The 23,986-nt window shown below is 43.8% G+C and carries 22 protein-coding genes and 1 other RNA gene; 10 read left to right on the top strand and 13 right to left on the bottom strand.

The window, feature by feature from the left end:
• Positions 1-77 precede the first annotated feature (77 nt).
• The 3 genes from DOE51_RS00745 to DOE51_RS00755 form a co-directional block, all read right to left on the bottom strand.
• A complete protein-coding gene (locus DOE51_RS00745) occupies positions 78-2,927 on the bottom strand; it encodes a hypothetical protein (protein WP_142694702.1) in 2,850 nt (949 codons plus the stop codon).
• A 125-nt stretch (positions 2,928-3,052) separates the two neighbouring features.
• Positions 3,053-4,870 carry a DUF4105 domain-containing protein gene (locus DOE51_RS00750; protein WP_142694703.1) on the bottom strand — a complete coding sequence of 606 codons (1,818 nt, stop codon included), beginning with the start codon at positions 4,868-4,870 and terminating at the stop codon, positions 3,053-3,055.
• Positions 4,860-5,336 carry a DUF3015 family protein gene (locus DOE51_RS00755; protein ID WP_142694704.1) on the bottom strand — a complete coding sequence of 159 codons (477 nt, stop codon included), beginning with the start codon at positions 5,334-5,336 and terminating at the stop codon, positions 4,860-4,862. Before DOE51_RS00755 ends, DOE51_RS00750 begins: the two co-directional genes overlap by 11 nt.
• Before the next feature lie 63 nt (positions 5,337-5,399).
• On the opposite strand from DOE51_RS00755, the gene trxA reads away from it, so the two are divergent.
• Both trxA and DOE51_RS00765 read left to right on the top strand, forming a co-directional pair.
• Entirely contained in the window at positions 5,400-5,750 is a 351-nt protein-coding gene (gene trxA, locus DOE51_RS00760; RefSeq protein ID WP_142698115.1) for a thioredoxin, read from the top strand.
• A gap of 59 nt (positions 5,751-5,809) precedes the next feature.
• Positions 5,810-6,262, top strand: a complete 453-nt coding sequence (locus tag DOE51_RS00765) for a DUF4430 domain-containing protein (RefSeq protein WP_142694705.1) — start codon at positions 5,810-5,812, stop codon at positions 6,260-6,262.
• A gap of 99 nt (positions 6,263-6,361) precedes the next feature.
• Here the strand turns inward: DOE51_RS00765 and DOE51_RS00770 are convergent, their stop codons facing one another.
• The 6 genes from DOE51_RS00770 to tolQ are packed head-to-tail and all read right to left on the bottom strand — an operon-like array spanning position 6,362 to position 12,828.
• Positions 6,362-7,072 carry a peptidylprolyl isomerase gene (locus DOE51_RS00770; RefSeq protein WP_246845215.1) on the bottom strand — a complete coding sequence of 237 codons (711 nt, stop codon included), beginning with the start codon at positions 7,070-7,072 and terminating at the stop codon, positions 6,362-6,364.
• Between the two features lie 32 nt (positions 7,073-7,104).
• Positions 7,105-9,408, bottom strand: coding sequence for a glutamine-synthetase adenylyltransferase (locus DOE51_RS00775; protein ID WP_142694706.1), 2,304 nt, complete (start codon positions 9,406-9,408; stop codon positions 7,105-7,107).
• A complete protein-coding gene (locus tag DOE51_RS00780) occupies positions 9,401-10,783 on the bottom strand; it encodes a PD40 domain-containing protein (protein WP_142694707.1) in 1,383 nt (460 codons plus the stop codon). The genes DOE51_RS00775 and DOE51_RS00780 overlap by 8 nt, the downstream gene beginning before the upstream one ends.
• Positions 10,784-10,796: 13 nt before the next feature.
• Positions 10,797-11,669: an energy transducer TonB gene (locus tag DOE51_RS00785; RefSeq protein ID WP_142694708.1), complete on the bottom strand. Its 873-nt coding sequence runs from the start codon at positions 11,667-11,669 to the stop codon at positions 10,797-10,799.
• Positions 11,666-12,085, bottom strand: a complete 420-nt coding sequence (locus DOE51_RS00790) for a biopolymer transporter ExbD (RefSeq protein ID WP_142694709.1) — start codon at positions 12,083-12,085, stop codon at positions 11,666-11,668. Before DOE51_RS00790 ends, DOE51_RS00785 begins: the two co-directional genes overlap by 4 nt.
• A gap of 2 nt (positions 12,086-12,087) precedes the next feature.
• Positions 12,088-12,828 (bottom strand): protein TolQ, encoded by a 741-nt coding sequence (gene tolQ, locus DOE51_RS00795; protein WP_246845216.1) that lies wholly within the window; start codon positions 12,826-12,828, stop codon positions 12,088-12,090.
• Between the two features lie 124 nt (positions 12,829-12,952).
• On the opposite strand from tolQ, the gene DOE51_RS00800 reads away from it, so the two are divergent.
• Positions 12,953-13,912, top strand: coding sequence for a hypothetical protein (locus DOE51_RS00800; RefSeq protein ID WP_142694710.1), 960 nt, complete (start codon positions 12,953-12,955; stop codon positions 13,910-13,912).
• Positions 13,913-13,916: 4 nt separating this feature from the next.
• Here DOE51_RS00800 and DOE51_RS00805 read toward each other — a convergent pair whose 3' ends face one another.
• Entirely contained in the window at positions 13,917-14,777 is an 861-nt protein-coding gene (locus tag DOE51_RS00805) for a hypothetical protein (protein ID WP_246845217.1), read from the bottom strand.
• Between the two features lie 185 nt (positions 14,778-14,962).
• On the opposite strand from DOE51_RS00805, the gene DOE51_RS00810 reads away from it, so the two are divergent.
• Genes DOE51_RS00810 through DOE51_RS00835 form a run of 6 tightly spaced genes read left to right on the top strand, consistent with a single transcriptional unit; the run spans position 14,963 to position 20,705 of the window.
• The gene (locus DOE51_RS00810; protein ID WP_142694711.1) at positions 14,963-15,427 is read left to right on the top strand and encodes an Rrf2 family transcriptional regulator; all 465 of its coding nucleotides are present in this window, start codon (positions 14,963-14,965) and stop codon (positions 15,425-15,427) included.
• Positions 15,420-16,871 carry a Fe-S cluster assembly protein SufB gene (gene sufB / locus DOE51_RS00815; protein ID WP_142694712.1) on the top strand — a complete coding sequence of 484 codons (1,452 nt, stop codon included), beginning with the start codon at positions 15,420-15,422 and terminating at the stop codon, positions 16,869-16,871. Before DOE51_RS00810 ends, sufB begins: the two co-directional genes overlap by 8 nt.
• A 4-nt stretch (positions 16,872-16,875) precedes the next feature.
• Positions 16,876-17,628 (top strand): Fe-S cluster assembly ATPase SufC, encoded by a 753-nt coding sequence (gene sufC / locus DOE51_RS00820; RefSeq protein ID WP_142694713.1) that lies wholly within the window; start codon positions 16,876-16,878, stop codon positions 17,626-17,628.
• A 43-nt stretch (positions 17,629-17,671) separates the two neighbouring features.
• On the top strand, positions 17,672-18,919 hold the full coding sequence (sufD, locus tag DOE51_RS00825; protein WP_142694714.1) for a Fe-S cluster assembly protein SufD: 1,248 nt from the start codon (positions 17,672-17,674) through the stop codon (positions 18,917-18,919).
• Complete coding sequence (locus DOE51_RS00830) at positions 18,919-20,148, top strand: aminotransferase class V-fold PLP-dependent enzyme (protein WP_142694715.1); 1,230 nt, start codon at positions 18,919-18,921, stop codon at positions 20,146-20,148. Before sufD ends, DOE51_RS00830 begins: the two co-directional genes overlap by 1 nt.
• Complete coding sequence (locus DOE51_RS00835) at positions 20,145-20,705, top strand: NifU family protein (protein ID WP_142694716.1); 561 nt, start codon at positions 20,145-20,147, stop codon at positions 20,703-20,705. Before DOE51_RS00830 ends, DOE51_RS00835 begins: the two co-directional genes overlap by 4 nt.
• 75 nt (positions 20,706-20,780) lie before the next feature.
• Here DOE51_RS00835 and DOE51_RS00840 read toward each other — a convergent pair whose 3' ends face one another.
• The 3 genes from DOE51_RS00840 to ssrS form a co-directional block, all read right to left on the bottom strand.
• Entirely contained in the window at positions 20,781-21,347 is a 567-nt protein-coding gene (locus tag DOE51_RS00840; RefSeq protein ID WP_142694717.1) for a hypothetical protein, read from the bottom strand.
• Positions 21,329-23,320 (bottom strand): hypothetical protein, encoded by a 1,992-nt coding sequence (locus DOE51_RS00845; protein WP_142694718.1) that lies wholly within the window; start codon positions 23,318-23,320, stop codon positions 21,329-21,331. The genes DOE51_RS00840 and DOE51_RS00845 overlap by 19 nt, the downstream gene beginning before the upstream one ends.
• 173 nt (positions 23,321-23,493) lie before the next feature.
• Positions 23,494-23,669, bottom strand: a non-coding RNA gene (gene ssrS / locus DOE51_RS00850) — 6S RNA.
• An 80-nt stretch (positions 23,670-23,749) separates the two neighbouring features.
• Here ssrS and DOE51_RS19090 point away from each other — a divergent pair.
• Positions 23,750-23,968, top strand: a complete 219-nt coding sequence (locus tag DOE51_RS19090) for a hypothetical protein (RefSeq protein ID WP_168196356.1) — start codon at positions 23,750-23,752, stop codon at positions 23,966-23,968.
• Positions 23,969-23,986 lie beyond the last annotated feature (18 nt).

Here is a 23,986-nt window from a genome sequence, read left to right on the forward strand (position 1 = left end):
AAAGAGAAGTTGATTACTCACTTCGTGCTAATAATCACCAGCACGAAGTGTGACACAGGACTTTTGACGATTGAATTTTAGTGTTTACCAGGAAGAGTCATTCCGCGCATTGCCGAAAGCTTTTCCTGGATTTCATTGTTGAACTGTTGTTTTTGGATATTCGCTTGTTTTACGTTGCGGATTTTATCCCAGCTTACGGCGTTTGCCATACTTCCGTACATCATGATTTCTGATGCAAGTGATTGCAGGTTTTCAAGTGTAGCTACTGCTACTTCTTGTTGTGAAGCCGTCAACTTAACCACAGCTTGCGACTTATCATCGCCAACACCCAATTTGTTCGACACGTTCGTCAACGCAGCTTGGATTTTTTGTAGTTGTTCTTCCAATTGGTAGTTCTCAAGCGTTGACTGAATTGCCTCGCGGCCATCGACGTTCACAATCTTAATTTGTTTTAATTGGGCATTTAAAATCGCGAACTGATCTTCTACCGCTTTGATATCAGCAACTGTCGGAGTTTGCGTTAAGATTGTCGCAAGATCCATTTTGTATTGGGCAGCAGGCACCAACATGTCAGACAATACTGACAAGTAAGCTCTTTCTTCTTGGAAAGCAGCATTGATCGCACCGTTAGAGATCGGGCCGCGGTTTAAAGTCGCTTTGTCTTTACGAACTTCACCCCAGAATTCTCTATCAAAGAAATTCTTAGTGCCATTGCCGATTTTATCCCAAATTTTTGCAAACACGTTTGAATATGATTCGCGATCTTGGCGATAAATCGTGCGCATCATGTTCACTACGATTTCATCATAGCTTTTGCCATAGTCTTCAAATGCTTTTTGCATTTGTGCTTCTGTTGTACGAACCCACCAGTTCGGGAATGAAGCTTCTTGTTCAGTTCCGACGACGCCATCTCTTGTGTTTTCGACAAGGTAACTTAAGAAGCCTTTGTACATTTTCTTGCTCGCAGTTTGAACTGGGAACGTATAAATGTTTTGAGCTTTCAATTTGGCCATGCCGAATGTCTGACATTGAGCTTCAAAGTTATCTCCGGCAACACGTAATTGTGGCGGCACGAACACAGAAGGGAAGCCGCGTGATTTCTTCACTGAAGACTCACCTTTTTCCACGTCAGGTCCACAGATCATTTGCATCATCAAATAGTCTGTCATCTTTGGAGTGAAGAACACACCAACTTGACGGTAGTAAGAAGTGCCTTTGAAATTTTCAGCAGTACTTGGTGCAGAATCATAAGTCGCAAGGAAGCCACGACCTGGTTCAAGCATTGGATCTGGTTTACCCATCGACGTCTTCAACTGCACAAGATATTTTCTATAGTTCATTGAAGCCGCGATATTTTGTACTGCGATTTCAATTGTTTGGTTCAACAACGCAAGGCCTTCACCTTGTTTCATGTGATCGTCGCTTGCCAGAAGATTGCGAATCTCTTCCCACTTCTTCTTTTCTAGTGGCATGAAGTATTTGTAGTCTTCAGACTTGGTAACTGCATCCATCACACTAACAGCGTCCATGACAGTGTCGGACTGCCAGTTTTCAACCATCTTAGGGCTTTGGAAATAAAGATCTTCTTTACCTGCTTCAAGGCCCTTTGCATTTACGCCATTCAATGGGTAAGCAATCGTTAATGGCTTTAGTGGCGACATATTGTATTTCACGTTGCGCACTTCATTCACGAAAGCGTTATAGAAGGCATAACTAGAGTTATACATGCTTGTTAATTGGAACAAGTTTTCGGACCACGCTTGGTGGGCTTCGTAAACTTCAGACAAGTTCATCATGCGCCAGTCCGTCATCTTAGAACGGAACTTTTTCAAGCTGTCTTTCATTGTAGCGCTTGATGCTGTCCACTGTGACTTCTTTAAGTCGTTCATGTTCTTCACAAGGTCTTCATTCATATCTTTAAAGTCAGCACCGTCGAAGAAATTCTTCCACGCATATGTGACTTTGCGATTCAACCAAGCATCGATCGCAACGAAGACGCCGATTTGTAGGCCCTTCACGATAAGAAGACGAATACCTTTTAATTGGTAACTACCAGGAACTAACCACAAAGCGATATCAACACCAGTCAAACGCAGAACTGCGCGAGTCACAATCGATTGACCCAAACCTGCTAGGGCAGAAGAGGCCAACATTGAAACCATACCAGGAGCGAACTCCCAGATTTTTTTCTTCAATACCAAGTATTCATAAGCTTTCGAGCATGGATCTGCATCAACGCCGGCCGCTTGGTCTTTTTCGTTTACTTGACCGCCCAGCATGACTTTACCACAGGCCATAACATTTGGATCAGATGCTACTTGTGAAAGATAGCTTTGTACGAAGGCACCGACAGTCATTCCAAGATAGGGAATCATGTGATGGAACTTTGGATTTGTCATATACATCGCAAGAACGTTTGAAGTTAAACCTTGCGAAGCCATGAAAGCAAAGAAACCGAAGACACCAATTGGTGATAATTGATGGTCGATATGTTGTTTCATTGCGACCGGATTTTGCGAATAGTTTGTAATCAATTGGCCAGCGACCACAGCACCCATTGCGACGAAGAAAATCAAACTTTCTGTCGGCAATGATTTCATAGAGTGCGAAAAGGCTGCTTTACCAGCTCCTTTTACGCGCACCATTTCGTCTAAAAGCATTCTATTCAAAGATTTAGGAGAAAACTTACGTAGATTTTCTTCTTCGCCAAACGGGATTTCCATCGCCAATTTGTTTGAAGACTTATCGTAAACCAGGGCCTTTTTAGATTCTTCATCGACCACCAAACGGTAACCCATGGGTTCAAGATATTCTTTATATTGCGACATCTTAGCTTTTTCAGCCTCTGTCATGGTTCCGGCAAAAGCAGGTCCGATCGCGATGTTCAACAGGGCGACTGAAACTAGGATTTTTTTGAACCAATTCATAAGTGCTCCTCAAGACATAGGATGTCTCACCATGAATAGAAGCAAGCTTAGTGCCCCTGAGGTCTTATGAATTGGATATGGCATGTATCAAATTGAGACTACGCCCGTTTACGTCACGGGGGTGGCTAAAAGATGATCGACAGCTTCCACTGATCGTGGTTGTCGCGGATCTCTCCTTCAAAGCGGATTTCGGTTTTAAATTCAGAGTATGATAGTCCCGCAGAGTAATCGCCAAACGATCTGCCCTCTGACGTAGAGTACAAATACTTCGCATCAAGCATCGTTCTAAAATGTTCAGTCCACTTGTTCACAAGTAAACCTTCAACTCCGAAATGTGGATTTGCAACTTCCAGCAAATGGTCATTTTCAGTAATCACAAACATCGTTGCGCGCGCCGCTTTCGGTAAGGCCACGTCAACACCCGCACCAATACCACCATTAAAATACGGTGCTAATTTTGGCTGCGTTCCGACATCGACTTTCCAACTTAAAGGACGCTCAAACTCGGTCCAAGGATAAGTCGTGATAATATTTAAAAATGTAAACTGATAAAGATCCCAGTTTTGACGAGTCGGCATATAGCGCACTTCTGCACTAAAGAAATCCAGTTGCGAAAACGGTGCAAGGCCACTGTCATCAGAAAGCAAGTCATGAAAGCCACGACGCCATTTGAACGAATAAAAATCCTGACCTAAATCTTTTCCGTAACCCCAATACACGGCTGTCGTATCAGGACTTGTTAGCGGCGAAGGTGGAGGAGGAATCACAATCGGCTCGGTCACTTTACCCAGCTTCGAGCGAGCTAGTGCCAATTGATATTTCTCGTCCTTCTTTTCTTTTTGTTCGCGATATTCGGTTAACGCCAAATAGCTTAACGATGCTTCAATCGATTCAGCTTTTTGTTTTGGATTCAAAGACAGGTAATGCGGCTCTGCTACGGACTTGTCTTTAATAATTTCAACAACGGCTTTACGTTGATCGAAATTTAAATTCGCATAACGAGTGTGCCATTCTGCTTGTAGTGAAGGACGAACTTTTTCACTATCAAGCATCCACTTACTTTCAAGGGCTTTCACTGTATCCAGTGGAATGACGAAATCGTGAAACTGCGAAGTAAGATCGATATCTGGTTTTGCGACTTCGATCAGTTCCAAGATTTGTGCAGAACAATTGTCGTCAGAAAAATAATAAGGGGCCCAGCTGCCCTCAAGTTCTAAAAGATGATCGATGATAAACGTAACTTCATCCGGCGTTAGATGCAGGCGATATTCCCACAAGTCGCGACCTTCAAGATTTGTATATTCTCGAATCTTCTGGTGATAAGGCTGCATCGAAAATGTTCCGGGATAGCTGCCGAACAATCCTTTGATTGCGTACAAGGCACCACTTTCTTCACCTGTGACTGCTGCGTAATTCACACCGTAATCAAGAAGTTCCAGTTTGCCTGTGTTTTTAGGATTATGAAGACGTAGAAACGTATGACCAAAGCTGGAAGCCGCACTGCTCAGGTCGCTGGCTGCAAAGATCAAATAGATTTCTTTGGCGCCAAGAAGTTCTTTCCACGAGTCGCGCTCGGGACAGGATTGCAAATCTTCTGGATAAATTGAAAGTTCTTTTTTTAACCACGATGTGCGAGCCAGGTAACGGCACTGCGCTTTCTTGGCCGTAAATAACAACTGCAAAGTCGCATCAAGTTCTGCTTCGGGATCTTTGTTGCCGTGGGGAGCGATAAAAAAATTCCCTTGAATCGGGGAATGATAGCCACCGAACGTCGAAGAACGATAGTGACCCAGGCGCAACCACTGTGATGAATGCGCTAATTTTTTGTCTTTTGCCTGTTGCTTATAAAGTTCGATACGCGATTGTGTATCCGCAAAAGAAAAGCCCCACGTAATTTGTGGGGCGACAAGCATGAATGCAAGAACTAGGAAATTAAGAACCATGGCACAATTGTGCTAGCTCTTTCTGTTGAGACATTTCAGAGTTCAAGTTTTTCACAACGTCAGAAGCTGAAGTTGTTGATGAAGGCATGATTCTAGAGAATGAATCTTGTGTGAATGAACCGAACGCTTTTTGAGAAGCATCGTTCGCACAGCCTTTCATTTGCGCCAAAGTGAAAAGTTTTTCACCATGACCTTGAGCCATTTCACGTGAAAGTTCTTCTTGGTTTACTTCTACGAAGTACTGAACTTCTTTATCGTTCATAACGATACCGCTTGCTGAACAGTTTGAAGTACCTGAAGTGATACCGAAAACTTGAGTCAACAAAGTCGCGTTCGTAGTCATCGCAAACAACTGCATCAATTTGCTGTTTTTAGTGATAACCATGCTACCCAAACCGCAACCTGCGTCGTTAGCGAATGCTTTAACGGAGAACACCATCAGAAGAGCACAAAGTACCTTTTTCACGAGAAACCTCCTTGTATTTAGTAAATGCTCACTTAAGATTGAAACATGATCAAGGAGAGGTTGATGCAGGTCCTGGATGTAACAAAAGATTCATTGAAAGAAATCGTAGAGAACAATCAAATCGTGATTATCGATTTCTGGGCTGTATGGTGCGGACCGTGCAAACGTTTTGCCCCCATTTTTGAAGGCGTCGCTGCCAAACATCCCGACGTAAAATTTGTTAAGGTAAATACGGATGAGAATCCTGATCTAGCAAATATGTTTGAAGTGCGCTCTATTCCCACTCTGGCAGTGATTAAAGAGCAAGAGATCGTCTTCGTTCAGCCTGGTGCTTTACCGGAAGAAGTTCTTGAAGAGGTGGTTAAACGTGCTCGCGAACTTGATATGGATGAAGTTCGTAAGAACAATAAATAAAGTTTTTAAAATCCGCAAATTTGGTTGAGCTCTTCATACTGTTTAAGTACAAGAGCTCCATGAAAAAGATCTTAATTGTTTCCCTTATCGCTGTGCCGTTAACGACTCACGCTTTGACGTGGAAAATCTTTGGTCCTTGCTCAGACAAGCCTATTTATGAAGGCACTTATCAAGCCGATCTGAATAAATCGATTGGTGAAACGTCGATTGAAATTTTCGAGAAAAATAAAATCGCTTACGTTGGTGTTCCAGCAGGTTTCAATTCGATCAATAACAGTCCAACAGGTCTTGATGCATTGGAAGTTGTGTCTGATACGGAAATGCGCGCTTACGGTTGGTGCTATCTTGTGAATAACAAAATGCCTGTCGAGATGCCTGATCAAGTGAAGCCAAAATCACAAGATGACAAGTTGGTTTGGTTTTATGGTTATGGAACCAACAAAGACAATGTTTGGACGGAGTACTGCTCGCCTGGATACTGGATTAAAGCGAAACAGTTCTGCGAGAAATAACGATCCTCAGAAGACATAAAAAAAACCCGCTTATAAGGCGGGTTTTCTTTTTTACTCCGGTGTTGCCGGAGTAAGCTTTCAAACTGTAGCGACTAAAAACTACTCGCGAACGATTTTGATGTGATTGATTACGATTGGTTCAGCAGGGCGATCCATTGGACCTGTTTTAGAGTTCTCGATAGCGTGAACTACATCCATGCCTTCAACAACTTCACCGAATACTGTGTGACGACCATCCAACCAAGGAGTTGCAACAGTTGTTACAAAGAATTGTGAACCGTTTGTGTTAGGACCGGCATTCGCCATTGAAAGGATGCCAGGTTTAGAGTGCTTCGGAGCGCCAGCTGGGAATTCATCTTCGAAACGGTAACCAGGACCGCCAGTGCCAGTTCCAAGTGGGCAACCACCTTGAATCATGAAATCTTTGATCACGCGGTGGAAAGTCAAACCGTCATAGAATGGCTTTTTAACTTTTGCGCCAGATTTAGGATCAGTCCACTCTTTAGTGCCTTCAGCAAGACCTACGAAGTTTTCAACTGTCTTTGGTGCTTTATCGTTGAAGAATTTTACTTTGAAATTGCCTTTTGTAGTTTCGAAAATTGCAAACATCGGTTGCCCTTTCTTCGTTTCAGTAGCTTTTGCAGATTTAGAAGCCTTCGATGCTTTGTCGGCTTTTTTTACTTCGGTTGCAGTCTTTGTTTCAGTCTCTGTTTTTGTTTCGGCGGCATCTGCTCTAAAACTAAACGCTGCTAACAAGAACGCAAAAAGATAGATCCAAATGACCTTCTTAATATCGATATTCTTCGACACTTTGAACTCCTAATGTATGAACACATTCACTATTAGTGAGCCTGCCTGCGAGGGTCAAGTGCCTTCAAAATGGAGAGGTTTGTCGAGAGAAGCTCATGAACCTCTTCAAGAAGCTTCGTTGACGAAGTATGAAGCGCTAAGGCAAGCGCATGAAAGGACTCGTGATTCTGGACCAGTTCTACAGAGGAGTCTGACGCCACCAGTTGAAGCATTTGCTCCATCTGACGCAGTCGATCATAGTTAGCCTGTAAAGGCATCGCTTCAGAGGGAAGTTCAGCAAAAAAAGCCGTCATTCCCGAATGAGCGGGAGTAATGTTTTTCGCTAATAAATAGCTCTGAACCGCAAGCTCGATATCGACCAAACCGCCTTCGCTGTATTTCAAATTCAAGTTCGGTGATTTAGAAATCAGTTCGCCACGAATACGATTGAGCTCAATCAACTCTTCGTTCGTTAAGCCTTTGTTCATGTATTCCGCGACAAGTTTCGGTCCTAGCGAACCCACCCAACGAGCTTTCAAGTAGGCTTGGCGTTCCCAAGCAGCAGCTTCATTGCGCAAATACTCCTGCAGATCTTTAAGTGGCATCACAATCGGACCGGCTTTGCCAGAAGGACGCAAGCGCATGTCGATCGAAAAGATACTGCCACCACGATGTGGTTCAGTCAGACGAGTGATAAAACGTTTTGCTACTTTAAAATCGTTATCGACGGGATCGTTGGGAATCACGAAAATAAAATCAAGATCCGAACGGAAACCCAGTTCTTCGCCGCCCCATTTACCAAGAGCCAGAATCTGCAATGACGACGGGTATTCTTTCTTAATCGCTTCTAAAAGATTTCCCGCAATCAGATCCGCTGTTGAAGAAAGATTCTGTAACAACGAAGGCAGATCTTTATTTTCTAAATATTGACTGCCGTTGATCAGTTCCGAAAGAAGTCTTTTTTCCGCAAGCTCTTCCAGCAACACACCCATATCGTCAGACAACTTATCTTGCGAGCGATAAACGAAACTATCTAGCAATTCAGGACGATTGCACAAAATACGCGAAAGATATGGAGAATGTCCAAACAACCACGCAAGCTTTTGCATCAAAGATTTTTCACGCAATAGCATCGCAAAGAAAGTGGCTTTAGCGCGAGTGCCGTGAACGAAGTCCTTTAGTAACAACAAAGCACGGTGAATATCGCCGCCTTGTTCTTGCAACGTGCGCAAAAATTCCTGCAGGAAAGCTTTGCGTGAAAGCTCATCACGGCCACGATTTCGCGATAGAACTTGTTGATCTAAAATCTCATTCCACAAGCTTTGTAGTTCTTCTTCGCCAAGGCCCACTTTGCTAAGCTCTTCTTCAACAGAAGTCGCTTTCGGAGCTTCACCCAGAAGAGTTTTGACGATTTGATCACAACGTTTCATTTCGTCATTTAAAGTTTTTAGAGCTTGTTTAACAAATTCCGGATGTTCCTCGCCGGGATCAAGCAAATGAGTTTGCTGGTCTTCCAAGGCCTGCACGTAGTTTTCTAACTTACGAAGTTTACGATAGTGCTCTTGTAAGAACTTCGATTCATCTGCCGGTAATAAACCACGATCTGAAATTAATTTTAAAGCCTGAACTGTGCCTTGTACTTGCAGGGAAGGATCTTTACCGCCGTGAACGACTTGCAAAGCGTGTGTGAATAATTCCACGTCACGAATACCGCCCACGCCTAATTTTAAATCGATAATCTGATTCTGGCTGCGTTCCCAATAATGATTTTGAATCTGCGAGCGCAACGTTTTTAAATCTTCAAGCAAAGTGAAATCAAGATGACGACGGAAAGAAAACTTTTTTGCGAAAGTTAAAGTTTGTCCGATGATTTCACCGTCACCTGCGACGGCTTTTAAACGCACGAGTGCTAAGCGTTCCCAGGTTTCACCATAGTTGCCATAATAATCACGGAATTGATCAAGTGTGGGAATCAGGGGACCTTGTTTGCCGCCGGGACGTAAATCAAAGTCGACTCGGAACACAAATCCCAAGGCGGTGCGATCATTTAGAATTCTTTGAAATTTTCTTAAACCGGAAAGTAGTTCGGAAGATAATTCTTCGCAGACTAAAAGCAAATCGACGTCAGAGCTTAGATTTAATTCGGAAGAGCCTAATTTTCCCAGAGCAAACAATGCGATTTTTTGATCGGGAAAGCAGTGGGCAAAGGCGAGTTGCAAAAGATGATCGGCCGCTTTGCTCCACTTATAACAGATATTCAGTGGATCTTCTGAGTCAGTTTTCGCAGCAAGAGCGAAGCGAGACCAAATCTCGTTACGCTCTTTGCGAAGCTGATCCTCAAAAGCTAAGTTACTCAATGTTTTTAGACCACTTAGGTTTGAAGTAATTGTAGTTGTCGTTTGTTACACGACGCTCTTCGGAACCATCTGCTGTCGAGATATAAACTTGGTTCTTGCCAGTGCGGTTGCTTGTGTACATCACGAAGCGACCGTCAGGAGAAAAGCTTGGATCTTCATTGCTTGCGCCGCGACCGTTTGATTTTTTCGCTGACGTCAAACGAACCATTTCAGTGCCGTCTGCGTTCATCACGAAAATATCGAAATGATCTTCACTTTGGCCGGCAAAAGCGATTTTCTTACAATCAGGTGACCATGACGGTGAAGAGTTAAACACGCCCGCAAAAGTCAGACGTTTAATATTTCCACCATCTGCATTCATCGTATAGATCATCGGTTTACCCGCACGATCTGAAGAGAAGGCCACTTTTGAACTGTCACCTGGGCAGACTGCTGGCTCCACATTCATCGCACCCGATGGACCATTTGTGATTTTACCAAGCAAAGTACCATCGTAAGACATTTTATAAATATCTGGATTGTTACCTTGAGAAATCGTTAAGAAAATACTTTTGCCATCTGGAGAAAACGCCGCACCTGAGTTGATACCTTGGCGGTAAGAAATCAAAGTGCGTTTTCCAGAAGAAAGATCCAATAACAACATGTCAGCATTTCTGAATTTTGCGCCGACACGTTTTACGTACGACGTGTAAGCAATCTTTTTACCGTCTGGCGACCAGGCTGGAGAAATCGAAATACTACGATGACTTGTCACTTGATTCGCATTCGCAGAATCCCAGTCCATCACGTAAATTTCTTTTGACTGACCACCGCCACGATCCGTAGAAACCGTTACGCGCGATAGGAATGGACCTTCTTTGCCAGTCAAAGCTTCAAGAACATCATTCGAGAAAGTGTGTGCAATACGGCGAGCTGTGCTTAAAGGGCCTTTATATTTTTTGCCCAAGATCAATTTCGCGCGGGATACGTGATAAGTGTAAGTTTCCAAAGTCACTTCATCGCCTGCGATTGAAAAGCCCGCTTTAATCAAGAAATCCGCACCCACCGCTGACCAGCTTTGAAATTTAAAGCCATTTGCTTGGCCAGGAGCTGGTTGCAAGCCAGTCTTGCTTGTGTCTTCAAGAAACGCTGTTTGATTGATGAATTGAAAATACGAAGACACGGAAAGGTCATTCGTAATCGTGTTAAACATCTCTGCACCAACAGATTGATATTTTGAAGAAGACGTTGGTGAACCGAAATATTGAAGCGGAGGAAAAGCCATCAAACTTTTCTTTGTACGTGCTTCACCTAGTTTGATGTAGATACCGCTATCTTGCGCCAATGATGCTTGCGAAAAAGTGCACAAGGCCAAAAGGATGCATAATAACTTCATGTTGAATCTCCTTTTACTCTGGGAAACCAATTGTGATGCCATCTACTTCCACAATAGAAACAAACTTTTCTGGTGGAGCAGGGAATGGTGCAGACTGATCAATAGTATCTAATACCGCATCATCATAACTTGGATTGCCACTTGATTTAATTATCTTACGTCCAATGATATTACCGCGAGCATCGATATAAACTTTTGCTTGCGCTTTATAATCGCGTTTCGCCAACCACTCAGGCACGGCCCAGTGTTGTTTTATATGATGATCAAGATCTGCAGCATAACTGTCATGTTGCAATTTCGAAAGACCCGACAGCGCTGTACCCGGTGAAAGCACATTGCCTTTCACCTTTGCGGCGCCGGCTGCGTCTTTACCAGTTGCAGGAACAGGTTTCGCTTTATTTTGTGAAGCGACGTCTTCTTTAATTTTTTCCAAAGCGGCCATTGCTTTTAATTTTTCAATCGCGCTTTGTTGTTGATGCTTCGTCTTTTCTAAGTTGATGCCTTCAGGTTTAGTTTCCTTTGGCACTTTTACTTCAGATTTCGCAGCAACCTTCGGAGCCGGAGTTGGCTTCACTGGTTCAGGCTTTGCTGGTTCTGGTTTTTTCTCTACCGTTTTTTCCACAGGCTTTTCTGCTGGTGGATTTTTATCCGGCAAAGCAGGTTTTGCTTCTTCTTTTGAAGCAGCCGGTGGGGTTTTATCTAATTTATCTGGAAGGCCGACCATATCAACACGCACAGCCTGCGAAAAGTCGATTTGTTCCGGAGTAAAGAAAGCGGCCTTTAAAGCAAAGATCGACAGAATAACAGCATGCAGGGCAAAGGAGATCCCAATGCCGCGGGAAAGTTTTTCGTCATTCTGTTGTTCAATTTCTTCTAATTCGTTCACTTGTCTTTAGGTACCGTGATCAGGCCGATGTTGAAAACTCCAGCTGCGCGAATTTCAGCCATGGCTTCCGCGACGAAACCATAATCCACTTTGCGATCAGCTTGGATGTAGACTTGTTTATTCTTTTTATTTTCGAAGATGGCTTTAATCTTGGGGCGAAGTTCATGCATGGCGATCTTTGTTTTTGCGATCGTCATCTTTTGATCCGCACCGATAACCAACACGAAAGGTTCTTCATTCATGTCAACGCCAGATGCAGAAGTCTTTGGAAGGTCGACTTCGATCCCTTGTTGCATCAAAGGTGTCGTCACCATGAACATGATAAGCAATACCAACATGACGTCCACAAGGGGAGTCACATTGATCTCGCTTAATGTCGCGCGGGATTTTCCACCGCCGCCTGCGCTCATTCCCATGATTAGTTTCCTTGGAAGAAGTTTCTTTTCACGATGTTCAAGAAGTCTGCGTTGAAGTTGTTCAACGTGATTTCTTGCTTACGGATTCTTGAAATAAAGTTGTTATAAAGAACAACGGCTGGGATCGCGGCCGCAAGACCGATAGCTGTAGAAATCAAAGCTTCCGAAATACCAGGGGCAACAACCGCAAGACTTGCAGAGCCTGTCATACCGATTTTATGGAAAGATCCCATGATCCCCCAAACTGTACCGAACAAACCGATGAACGGTCCCGTACTGCCTGTCGTCGCAAGAACAGTTAAACGTGATTCCAATTTAGCGATTTCATTTTCATTCGCTTTATTCAAGATACGCTCAAGATTGTCGATGCCAGTCAAAACCGGTTTGTCGCCTTCTGTTTTAGACATCAATGGAGATTCAGAAATCTTTTTCATTTCCAAGTAAGCCGCTTTAAATACGCGCGCTACTGATGAATCTTTATATTGATCGATATCTTCAAACAACGTGTCCAAAGAATTTACTTTCCAAAACTTGTTTAAGAAAAGCTCGTCAGATTGACGCATTTTTTTGAACGTTTGATATTTGCTGTATCCAATCGCCCAACAGAAAACAGACATCACAACTAGAATCACCAGTGTCAGTTGTACAACCGGACTAGCCTGTGCAATTGCATCGACAGAACTTGTGTTAACCGAAACGGAAGGAGCCGCCACAGCAGAATTAATTAATAGAGAAAACAACATCGGAAATCCTCCATGGTTCACCTTATGCCTAAATGCACCTGTGATCAACCGTTGGGGCATAGCCTTAGGTCCAGATTGCATTATGCATGGCGCAGGAGGAAAATTGAAAATGTGTGGAGGTTTTATGACGGAAAAATCTCTTCTGACTATTCTCATTTTTTTTGTCGCAGCTGCGAGCTTCTGGTTTTTTAGTTTAAAAAAAGACGTCATTGAGACAAAAGAAATGCTCACAGATCAGCCAACGCGCACACGAGTGGTTGAGCGCACTGTTGCGAGCACGCCCAAGACTTCTCAATCATCTTCGGTAGCGTCGATTCCACTCACAAATGATGAAAAAAAAGCAGCCATGCAAAACGAGTTGCAAGCGATGCAGCAAAGATTAGCTGACGAACAACAAAAGCTCGCGCAACAAAACGAGAGCTTCAACAATTTAAAAGCGCTACAAACCCAACAACAGGAACAACCCGCGGCGTATGCTTCGCAAATTCAGCAACGCAATACTGAAATTCAAGAACTGGTTTCAAGTCTTCAAGATTATAGAGCGGCCGAAGCAGATTTAAGTCGTCGCGCTGCTGCCGCACTTCGTGAACAAAGCAGTGCCGCCGCTGTCATGAAAGATCAAATGGATGAAAACATTCGCCAGCAAGAGCTGTTGATTCGTCAAACACAAGAAGATCTGGCGTATTGGCAGTTGAACTATAACTACGCTCCCGAACGCGAGGCGAATTTGGAACGCTTGAATGCAACGTTATCGGATCAGCAACAACGGCTTGCTGATATGCGCGCGCAACGTTTAGAAATTTCGCAATCTGCTTTGGTGGGAACGCAAAACGTGAATGATCAAGTGGCGATGTCATCATCATCAGGCTCTGATGATCGTGCGCAAATTAATGAAGAGATTATGTCTTTACGCGAAGAAATTCGTCGTCTGCAAAACCAACAAAATCAAACCAAGCAGAGTGTAACTTCGATGAACACACAAGTGTCACAGGCTCAGACGGCTTTAAGACAACAAGCCGAGACAGTCCGAGCCCTTCAGGAAAATATTCGTCAAAGACAGCAAGAGCTGTCTTCGCTTCAGTAACTAATTAGGGTTTTGCCTCAAGCATTTTCAATAATGCTGGAAGATCTTCAGTGATTAAACCGTCAGCTTTAAAATCTTGCGCCATTTTTAATTGGGCTGAATCTGCAATCGGACCCAAGAAAACGGGTTTGTGACGGCGACGCATTTCTTCGATGATGTCAGCGTTGAAGGCGTTGCGTTTCATAATTTTGAATGGCGCAACGAAGACGTCACCTTTGAATTGTGTCGCAGGTAAAATCCACAGCGAATCAAAGCTCATGAAGCGCATGATGTCGGGAGTGCTCGTGCCGTAGACCCACGCTGGCTTCAACTCTTTAATTGAAGAAAGAATCACTAAGGCTTCGCTTTGTACAAGTGTGCGATTGTCGGGTTTTAAATCTTCGATTGCGCTCACGACCGCGGTTTGAACATCAGAAACGTTGTCGACAACATTCAAAACGAAACGAGTGTTTGGATATTTCTCGTACAACTCACGTAATGCCGGAGTGTCTTTGAAGTGTTCGTTGATTTGTTCCCACGGATACTCAGAAAGTTTTCCGCCGATGAAAATCTTCGCCGTTGGATTTGCTTTTTGTTGTTCCTCTTTTTGTTTCAAGAACTCATTGTCGTGAGTGGGCGAAAGAATGAACGCGGTTTTTTCGCGCGACATGCGCACATCAACCCAGATCACAGCATCGGGTTTCAGTTTCAAAACCTCATCAATCTTCGGCAGAGTTTCAGCTTTGACGATGATCATGGGGCTTGTGCCCTCGTAAAATGGGCTCTTATATTCAGGGAAAGTTTGACCTAAACCCCAAATACGGGTCGTAAGAATAAGAAAACCTGTCACAATTAGGGCGGCGATTGTTGTTAGAAGTACACGCATGGTCCTTCGTATAGCACCCTAAGATGTTGAAATCAGCACTTTTTTTCAAAACGCGGACAAAGATTCCTGTCAGAATCTTAAATACGCTAAAATTAGGCGTATATCTTCTTGTTTTTCATTTAGCTTTCTATTAGATAACAGGGCTGTAATGCCATGTTCCTCAGGTGGGGAACGACAAGGAAATCATGAACAAAATCAATCGCAAGCTTGAATATGCGTTAATGGCTTTGAAATACATGAGCCAGAAAATTCCTGGAGAGTTAACTTCTGCCAAAGAAGTCTCTGACGCTTTTCATACGCCTTTTGATGCAACAGCTCGGGTCATGCAACAGATGGCACAAAAAGGCGGGATTCTTCGCGCCGAGTATGGAGCCAACGGCGGATATCAGATCACAAAAGACTTAGCTAAAGTCTCTATTCACGATTTGATCGAAGTGATCGAAGGCCCAACCGCTTTAGTGAAATGCCTGAATAAAGAGGCACCTTGTGAAATTCACTCTACGTGCAACATTGTTTCTCCAATCACGAATTTGAATAGCAAACTGACGGAGTTCTACAAGAGCGTAAGCCTTAAAGATCTTCTCGTAGAAAGAAGCGCCATGACTGGTAAGAAGCCAGATCAAAAAACAGAGGCGGTAGTTAATGGATAATAAAAATAACAACCCGCTTGAAGATAGTTACGAATACAAATACGGCTTCACGACAGATATTGAAACCGATCAAGTTCAATTGGGTTTGAACGAAGACATCATTCGTTTGATCTCTTCAAAAAAGAACGAACCTGAGTGGATGCTAGAGTATCGCCTGAAAGCTTACCGTCATTGGTTAACAATGACAGAGCCAACATGGGCTGCAGTTAATTATCCAAAAATCGATTTCCAAGCGATTCGTTATTATTCAGCGCCTAAGAAAAAATCGGACGCTGATAAACCGAAATCAATCGAAGATCTTGATCCTGAATTGGTTAAGACATTCGAAAAACTGGGTATTCCGTTGTCAGAGCAAAAACGTATCTCTGGCATCGCGGTAGACGTGGTGTTTGACTCTGTTTCTGTCGGCACAACTCACACGGAAGTTTTGGATAAAGCAGGCGTTATTTTCTGCTCTATTTCTGAAGCGATTCACAAACATCCCGAGTTAGTAAAAAAATATTTGGGTTCAGTTGTTCCGTACACGGACAACTACTATGCCGCTTTGAATGCTGCTGTCTTCACTGACGGTTCTTTCTGCTACATCCCGAAAGGTGTGCGTTGCCCCATCGATCTTTCAACTTACTTCCGTATCAATGCGAAAGATACGGGACAGTTTGAACGTACTTTGCTTGTGTGTGATGACGGCGGTTACGTGAACTATCTTGAGGGCTGTACAGCTCCACAACGTGACGAGAACCAATTGCATGCCGCAGTTGTTGAGCTTGTGGCTTTGGATAATTCTGAAATTAAATATTCGACAGTTCAAAACTGGTACACAGGCGATAAAGAAGGTCGCGGCGGTATTTACAACTTCGTTACGAAACGTGGTAAAGCCGCTGGTAAGAACTCTAAGATTTCATGGACTCAAGTGGAATCAGGTTCTGCGATCACTTGGAAATATCCGTCTTGTATCTTGCAAGGTGATGGCTCTGAAGGTGCATTCTATTCGGTGGCTTTGACTCACGATTTAATGCAAGCAGATACCGGTACAAAGATGATTCACATCGGTAAAAACACAAAGAGCACGATCATTTCGAAAGGTATTTCGACTGATAAATCTTCGAACTGCTACCGTGGCCAAGTGAAGATCATGCCTTCAGCAGAAAACGCACGTAACTATTCTCAGTGTGATTCGATGCTGGTGGGCGATAAGTGCTCTGCAAGTACTTATCCGTATATTGAAGTGAAAAACAAAACTGCGACACTAGAACACGAAGCGACAACTTCACGTATCAGTGAAGATCAAATCTTCTATTTGCAATCGCGCGGTCTTGATATGGAAAAAACAATCTCAATGCTTGTGAATGGTTTCTGTAAAGAAGTTTTCAAAGAACTTCCTTTGGAATTCGCAGTTGAAGCAGTGAAGTTAATCGAAATGAAATTAGAGAATTCAGTAGGGTAATGACATGTTAGAAATTAAAAACCTCCACGCACGTGTTGAAGAAAAAGAAATTCTTAAAGGTTTGAACCTTAAGATTAACGCTGGTGAAGTTCATGCGATCATGGGCCCCAACGGTTCTGGTAAATCGACTCTTTCTAAAGTTTTGGCTGGTCACCCAGCTTATGAAGTGACTGCTGGCGAAGTGAACTACGAAGTAAACTTCCACATGCAAAATCTTTTGGAACTTGAACCAGATCAAAGAGCTAAAGAAGGTATCTTCTTGGCATTCCAATATCCGATCGAAGTTCCAGGTGTTTCTAACTTCACATTCTTGCACACAGCTTTTAACTCTGTATTGCAACATCAAGGTTCTGAACCAATGCCTGAAGGGGAGTTCCGTGAATTCCTAGTTCAAAAGTTGAAACTTGTGAACATGAAGCCTGAATACTTGGATCGCCCAGTGAACACGGGTTTTTCTGGCGGTGAGAAAAAGAAAAACGAAATTTTGCAAATGGCAGTATTGTCGCCGCGTTTGGCTTTGCTTGACGAAACGGATTCAGGCTTGGATATCGACGCTCTTCGCGTTGTATCTGATGGCGTGAACAAGCTTCGTCGTAAAGACAATGCCATTGTTTTGGTGACTCACTATCAAAGACTTTTGGATTACATCAAGCCAGATTTCGTTCACGTGTTGTTGAACGGTAAGATCATCGAGACTGGCGACAGCTCGTTGGCGTTGAAGCTTGAAGAAAAAGGTTACGACTGGTTGATCAACTAGCGCACTGGCTTACACTCCAACGTTGTTGGAGTAGGAACGATATATGAATTTACTTTCTGGTTACGATAAATTTAATCAAGCAAATCCGGCGAATGCTGCTTTGGCGGCGTTCCGTCAGGCCGCGTTTGATTATGCTTCGAAAAAAGGTCTACCGACTCGTAAAGATGAAGATTGGCACTACACGAGTGTAAAATCTTTGACTGAAAAAGACTATGCTTTGTCAGCGAAGACAGAGCCGTCTGCTGATTCTTTGGTAGAACTTAAAAAACTATTGAATCCTGCATTTACAAACGTTGTTTTCGTAAATGGTGTTTTGAATAAGTCTTTATCTAGCGATTTGCCTGCGGGTTTCACAATGCGTGAGCCTTCTGATTATTCAGAAGTTTTCATGGATACTTTTGAAGCTTTAAATGCAGCTTACACAGCGAAACCAATGGTTTTGAATTTGGCGAAAGAAACGTCTGTGGAAAAACCTGTGAATTTCGTGTTCTACACAGACGCGGATACAGCAGTGATGACTCATCCACGTATTCGTTTGGATGTTTCGGCGCGCTCTTCAGTCAAAGTTTTGGAAAGCTATTACGGTAAAGGTGCGAACTACTTTGTGAACTCGTTGTTTGATTTGCATATCGGCGACAACGCGAACGTGACTTACGTGCGTGTGCAATCTGAAGCTGAAACAGCAATCAACATTGGTCGCACGCGCATTACTGTCGGTAAAGATGCAAACTTGCAAAGTTTGGCTTTAGCCACGGGTGCCGGCCTGTCTCGTCACAGCCTTGAAGTGCTGTTGAAAGAAAAAGGTTCGAATTCAGATATCCTTGGTATTTATGCCGTGAAAGGCACACAACACGTAGACAATACGACTGTGATCGATCACCAGGTTGGGGAGTGTAATACGAACCAATTGTACAAAGGTATTTTGGATGACTCTTCTCGTGCGGCATTCTCTGGAAAAGTTTTGATTCAGAAAGATGCACAGAAGGCGAACTCGGCTCAGTTGAATAATAATCTGTTGTTGTCTTCTAAAGCGGAAGCGGACAGCAGGCCCAGTCTAGAGATTTTCGCAGACGACGTTAAAGCAGCTCATGGTTCGACAACAGGTCAGTTGAATCGTGAAGAGTTGTTCTATTTGTTGTCGCGTGCAATTCCTAAAGACAAAGCGATTCAGATGTTAAGCTATGGCTTCTTGTCTGAAGTTGTTTACAAAATTTCCGACGATTCAATCCAACACTGGTTGACTCGCCACTTGGATGAAGCGTTCACACGCCTTCATTTGGAGACTAAATAATGGATAACTTGAACGCTCTTTTTGCAAAAGTACGTGAAGAATTCCCGGCGCTTACGCAAAAGGTGCATGGCAAACCATTGTCATATCTAGATAGCGGTGCAACGACGTTGAAGCCTAAGGCTGTCATCGATCGTATCACGCAATTCTATTCTTTCGAAACTTCCAACGTCCATCGTGGAGCCCATTACCTGGGTGACGTTGCGACACAAGGTTTCGAAGGGGCTCGTCACACAGTTGCGCATTTTTTGAATGCGAAAACGTCTGACGAAATTATTTTTGTTCGCGGCACCACTGAAGGCATGAATCTTATTGCACAAACTTTGGGTCTAACGACTTTGAAGGCGGGCGATGAAATTCTTATTACTGAAATGGAACATCACGCGAACATCGTGCCTTGGCAAATGATCGCTGAAGTAAAAGGTGCCACAGTCGTTGCGGCTGGAACTCTAGACAATGGCGAACTTGATGTTGAGGATTTCAAAAAGAAATTGAACTCTAAAACTAAAATCGTATCGTTCACTGCTTGCTCAAATGTTTTGGGCACAAATAACGATATGAAACTTTTGACGAAGCTTGCTCACGAAGTGGGTGCAAAAGTTGTGATTGATGGCGCGCAAATCGTGTCGCAAGCACCGGTTGATGTTCAAGCTATTGACTGTGATTTCTTTGTATTCTCTGCTCATAAAATTTTCGGACCATTCGGTTTCGGTGTCGTTTACGGAAAGAAAGAAATTCTTGAGCAATTGCCTCCTTATCAAGGTGGCGGCAGCATGATTTCTAAAGTAACGATTGCGAAAACGACTTACAACGACGTGCCCTTCCGTTTTGAAGCGGGAACTCCGCACGTTGAAGGCGCTGTCGGTTTGCATGCGGCGATTGATTTCACGAAACGCATCGGTCTTGATAAAATTCATCAATACGAAATGCAGCTTTTGAAATCAGCGACAGAAAAATTGTCGGCTATTCCAGACATTAAAATTATCGGAACGGCCGCGAATAAAGGTCCGATTTTGTCTTTCAATCTGAAGGGTGCTCACCATTCGGACGTAGGACAGATTTTAGATCGTGAAGGTGTTGCAGTTCGCGCCGGTCACCATTGCTGTCAGCCGTTGATGGCTAGATTTGGTGTTCCGGGCACAGTGCGCGCCTCTTTTTCAGTATATAATAACGAAGATGATATCAACGCCCTAGTAAAGGCCGTCGCGAAAGCACGGGAGATGCTACTATGAGTACTCAAGATGTATTAATTCGCATTCAAGCGACACCGAACCCTAACGCATGGAAATTTGTGTTGGATCGTCCGGTGTTGAATGATGGTAAGGCAACTTATGCTGAACCCAAGGAAGCTGAACAAAGTGTTCTTGCTTCAAGTCTGTTCCAAGTTGAAGGTGTTCGTCAGGTTCACTTTTTTCAGAATGTCATCACGATCACTCACAACTTTGATAGTGATCCTGAAGAGATTCAGAAAAATGTGTGCGCAGTTATTCAAACAAGAATGCCAGCGCATAATCCAAATCAAACTCAAGCCGACGAAAAGAAATTGCGTCGTGCAAGTTTGCCACCTGAAGTTCAACGCATTGAAGAGATCTTGGACGACACTGTTCGCCCAGGTTTACAAGGCGACGGTGGTGACTTGGACGTGGTGAAGTACGAAGACAATAAGCTGTACGTATTTTATCAGGGTGCGTGTGGAACTTGTCCAAGTGCTACATCAGGCACGTTGATGGCGATTGAAGGTATCCTTCGCGATCAATTCAATCCTTCCATCGAAGTGATTCCTCTTTAATCATTCAGTGAATTTTAAAAATAAAAACTCCGGTCAAAAGCCGGAGTTTTTTTGTTTTCAGCAATGAAGATTATTTTATTGGGATTGATAACTTCTGCGCCCGCGGAAAGTTTCAGTGCCCAGTTGTTCTTCGGCGGCGGCTTGCATCGCTGGTGCGACGGCTTCCCATGTCTCTTCTGGTTTGCTAACGACGACTGCGGATGCGCCGACTTGGATGTCTGATGCGATCGTTGAGCCTTGAAGTGAAACTAATTTCTGATCTTCTTTATTGAATCCAGTCACTACAATTTTAGTAACGGCAGTTTGTCCTACTTTCACGTCAGGGAAGCTATCGCTTAAAACTCCTTCGACAACGTGTACGCCTTCAGGCAAGTTCCATTGATAACGAACTTCACCTTGTGCGGATTGTTGCAAAGTGATTTTGCCAGTCAACGTCACCTCTTGGTCGCCGGATTTGGGAACTTCAGAAGCTTCGATTTTGACTTTCAAAGTCGCAAGATGCTTCGAAGCTTCTTGGGGAATCCATTTTGATTTGGTCGTGCCCGCCGGATTACGCTCTGGCTTCGTGTGCTTCATAAATGCAGCACCACTGACACCCACTAAAAATCCTGTGGCGATAATGACTAGCGTTCTTTTGCGCATAGGGTGATCCCATCTTTTTTAAGCGTGTAAGTCGCGGTGCCGTTCAAATTTGCAGAAGTTTTATTGTAAGCATTTACTTTGACGTTGATTACGTACCAGCCACTTGCAAGGCCGGCCATCGATACCGATTCAGTTGAGCTATCAAGCGAAGCGATTCTGCGACTTTCTTTGGCGATATAATCCGTCGTCGAAATTTTTCCGCGATAATAATCTTCAAAGTACAAATAATCTTGGGGATAGACGATCAGATCCAAATCTAAATCGACGGCTCCAGCGCGCGCATAATCTAAGACAAGATTTTCGCTTGTCGAAGCATTGTGGTAGTACAAGAAGAAGTCGTTATTATTCTGCTGATTGGATCTTGGAATGCTGGCAAACGATTGCTCTGTCGCAGCGTGAGTGAAGCCCCAAGAGCAAACCCCAGTCGCCACTGTGTCGATGTAAGCAGCGTACTCTGTTGTTACTTTTTTCTGACGTTCTTCAGTCAAAATACTTGTCCATTTTGCATCTGGAGAGCCGACGTTAATGTTCAAAAGATAATTGAACAAGCCCATGTTTGCGATGGGATAGGTCGAAGATTTACGCAGACTTGATGATGCAGGCATTGAACGGGTCGTGCCGCCAACTTTGTCTTCACCCGAGAACGTCTTCCAAATATTTTTAAACGAAATGCCGCCACCATATTTTGAAGTGCCATAGGCTTCCGTTGTTGCACGTGTTGATTTATACAATGTGCGCGAAATAGAAAGCTCGCGGAAAATACCTGTGTCTTCGGCATCAGCAGATGGATTGTCGACTGTGCTGCTATCACTTGGTAGCGCCGTTAAATTAAAAGCAATACTGATTGAACCAGTTGTATCGGAAGAGTTCGTATTGTAACCAACTGTATCTAAGTAAAAACGATCACGTGCATCTGCTGGCAAATGATCTTCAGATCCGACGTTCGCAGCACCTGTTAAGACCGCCGCTTGGAAGTAGTTCGCCCAGCCCTCGCTCCATGCTAAACGTGGATCGATGATGAAATTCCCGTTATGTGAACCACCTGGAGATCCGGTATTGCCATAACGATCTTCAAGGAAGTGCGCGTATTCATGCAGAATGACGGAGTCATCGAAGTGATCGGTATCTGAAGCTTTCACGTCGCCATTCAGGCCGCCCAAAATATATAATTTGCCCGTGCCGACGCCATAGAACGATAGAGCCGCGCCATCGTTTGAAAAATATGTGCGCGGATTAAATCCTTTTTTCCAATAGACCGTGACTTTATCCGCCACCCACCATTCGCTTTCAAGTGGGGAAGGCGAACCGCTGACTAAAGTGTCTTTGCCAATTTCGCGACGGATGTATTCATTGGCAAGTAAAACGTCGAACATGATGTTGAAAGCACCACCTTCAATTTTTGCAGAAATGTTTTCGTCAGCTTCGGCATAAACTGGCGTGGATCTTAAATCTAAAGTTCCAGTAGTGATGTCGCTCGCCGAAACGGTGAAGTCTTTTGAAATGGAGTAAGGTGCATTCGCATAGGTGTCTTCCAAAACGCTCACGCGAACATAGGAATTCAAAGCGCGTGAATAAACTTTCAAAGTATAGGTGCCCGCAGTTTTTGGCAGATTGAAATTGGCGTAGCCATTGGTGTCGGTTTCACCTTGTTGCACTTGCGCGCCACTGGAATTGAAAACGCGAAATTCAGCAAATGGAATAGCAATGGCGCTATTCGCGGGGACAACTCCGCGCAGACCGCTACCGAGTGCATAAGGTGATGCTGAATTAAAAATCAAAGGGCGGTATAAAAACTTTGCTGCCATTTGCACGGCAAGAGGATCACTTACTGGCGTCGCTGCTACTTTGTATTCTTCTTCGGAAGAGGCGGGACCACTTGACGCAAAATCCGCTGGCACCAGATTGTTACCACAACCGGAAAGTATGAATGTGAAGGCGGCGAATAAAGCCGCGAAATAACAGCGAATGAGCATGAAAACTTATCGGCCCTGCGCTAAGGCTGCTCAATGCAATGCGGGTCCAATTGTAAAGGAATGTTTACTGCAAAGTGATCAAGTTATTTTCAGGACTGTCTCGTTATGAGAATCGATGAAATTGAGATTGGAATTCAAAATTGGGAGACGAAAAACACAGAGGAGAAAATAAAAAAAAGGTCCGAAGGCCACTCTGAAACATAAACCTGTTTTAGCTAAGGTGGGTGACCATGATAGCGACTTTAGGCTTCTCAGTACGAGCTGAGCTTGCACACCATTGCCAGGGACAGTCCCCAAAAATATGCTTGTAAGGTTTAATTTCGATGAGCTTTACGCCGCCGAACCCTCTAGACTTGATTCTAGCAGAAACGATGAATCCGTCAATCGAACCGGACTCTTACTTTTCAGCAAAGTGCCGATTAATTGATTATGACGCCTCAAAAATTAGATTTTATTTTTCCTTTCGTCGTTTTTTTCTATGGACTGGTCATGGTGTTTGTGCTGGAAAACCCTTATCTGGCGCGTATCGGACAGGAACGCATGGGTGCGGCGTACGCTAATCTGTCTCGTCATAAAAACTTAGGATGGATGTGCTTCTTTGTCGGCGGTCTGTGGGCCGCGCAAAATATCTGGTACTCATCGCTCTGAGCATTGACTCTTTAGCAG

It is taken from the genome of Bdellovibrio sp. NC01 (assembly GCF_006874625.1).
Lineage (GTDB): Bacteria > Bdellovibrionota > Bdellovibrionia > Bdellovibrionales > Bdellovibrionaceae > Bdellovibrio.

Excerpts from the sequence above, each read along its gene's own strand:
- DOE51_RS00800 (WP_142694710.1), top strand. The coding sequence starts at position 12,953 with ATGACGGAAAAATCTCTTCTGACTATTCTCATTTTTTTTGTCGCAGCT.
- DOE51_RS00845 (WP_142694718.1), bottom strand. The coding sequence starts at position 23,320 with ATGCTCATTCGCTGTTATTTCGCGGCTTTATTCGCCGCCTTCACATTC.
- DOE51_RS00840 (WP_142694717.1), bottom strand. The coding sequence starts at position 21,347 with ATGCGCAAAAGAACGCTAGTCATTATCGCCACAGGATTTTTAGTGGGT.
- DOE51_RS00805 (WP_246845217.1), bottom strand. The coding sequence starts at position 14,777 with ATGCGTGTACTTCTAACAACAATCGCCGCCCTAATTGTGACAGGTTTT.
- sufB (WP_142694712.1), top strand. The coding sequence starts at position 15,420 with ATGGATAATAAAAATAACAACCCGCTTGAAGATAGTTACGAATACAAA.
- DOE51_RS00745 (WP_142694702.1), bottom strand. The coding sequence starts at position 2,927 with ATGAATTGGTTCAAAAAAATCCTAGTTTCAGTCGCCCTGTTGAACATC.
- tolQ (WP_246845216.1), bottom strand. The coding sequence starts at position 12,828 with ATGTTGTTTTCTCTATTAATTAATTCTGCTGTGGCGGCTCCTTCCGTT.
- DOE51_RS00765 (WP_142694705.1), top strand. The coding sequence starts at position 5,810 with ATGAAAAAGATCTTAATTGTTTCCCTTATCGCTGTGCCGTTAACGACT.
- trxA (WP_142698115.1), top strand. The coding sequence starts at position 5,400 with ATGCAGGTCCTGGATGTAACAAAAGATTCATTGAAAGAAATCGTAGAG.
- DOE51_RS00810 (WP_142694711.1), top strand. The coding sequence starts at position 14,963 with ATGAACAAAATCAATCGCAAGCTTGAATATGCGTTAATGGCTTTGAAA.
- DOE51_RS00835 (WP_142694716.1), top strand. The coding sequence starts at position 20,145 with ATGAGTACTCAAGATGTATTAATTCGCATTCAAGCGACACCGAACCCT.
- DOE51_RS00780 (WP_142694707.1), bottom strand. The coding sequence starts at position 10,783 with ATGAAGTTATTATGCATCCTTTTGGCCTTGTGCACTTTTTCGCAAGCA.
- DOE51_RS00830 (WP_142694715.1), top strand. The coding sequence starts at position 18,919 with ATGGATAACTTGAACGCTCTTTTTGCAAAAGTACGTGAAGAATTCCCG.
- DOE51_RS19090 (WP_168196356.1), top strand. The coding sequence starts at position 23,750 with ATGACGCCTCAAAAATTAGATTTTATTTTTCCTTTCGTCGTTTTTTTC.
- sufD (WP_142694714.1), top strand. The coding sequence starts at position 17,672 with ATGAATTTACTTTCTGGTTACGATAAATTTAATCAAGCAAATCCGGCG.
- DOE51_RS00790 (WP_142694709.1), bottom strand. The coding sequence starts at position 12,085 with ATGGGAATGAGCGCAGGCGGCGGTGGAAAATCCCGCGCGACATTAAGC.
- sufC (WP_142694713.1), top strand. The coding sequence starts at position 16,876 with ATGTTAGAAATTAAAAACCTCCACGCACGTGTTGAAGAAAAAGAAATT.
- DOE51_RS00750 (WP_142694703.1), bottom strand. The coding sequence starts at position 4,870 with ATGGTTCTTAATTTCCTAGTTCTTGCATTCATGCTTGTCGCCCCACAA.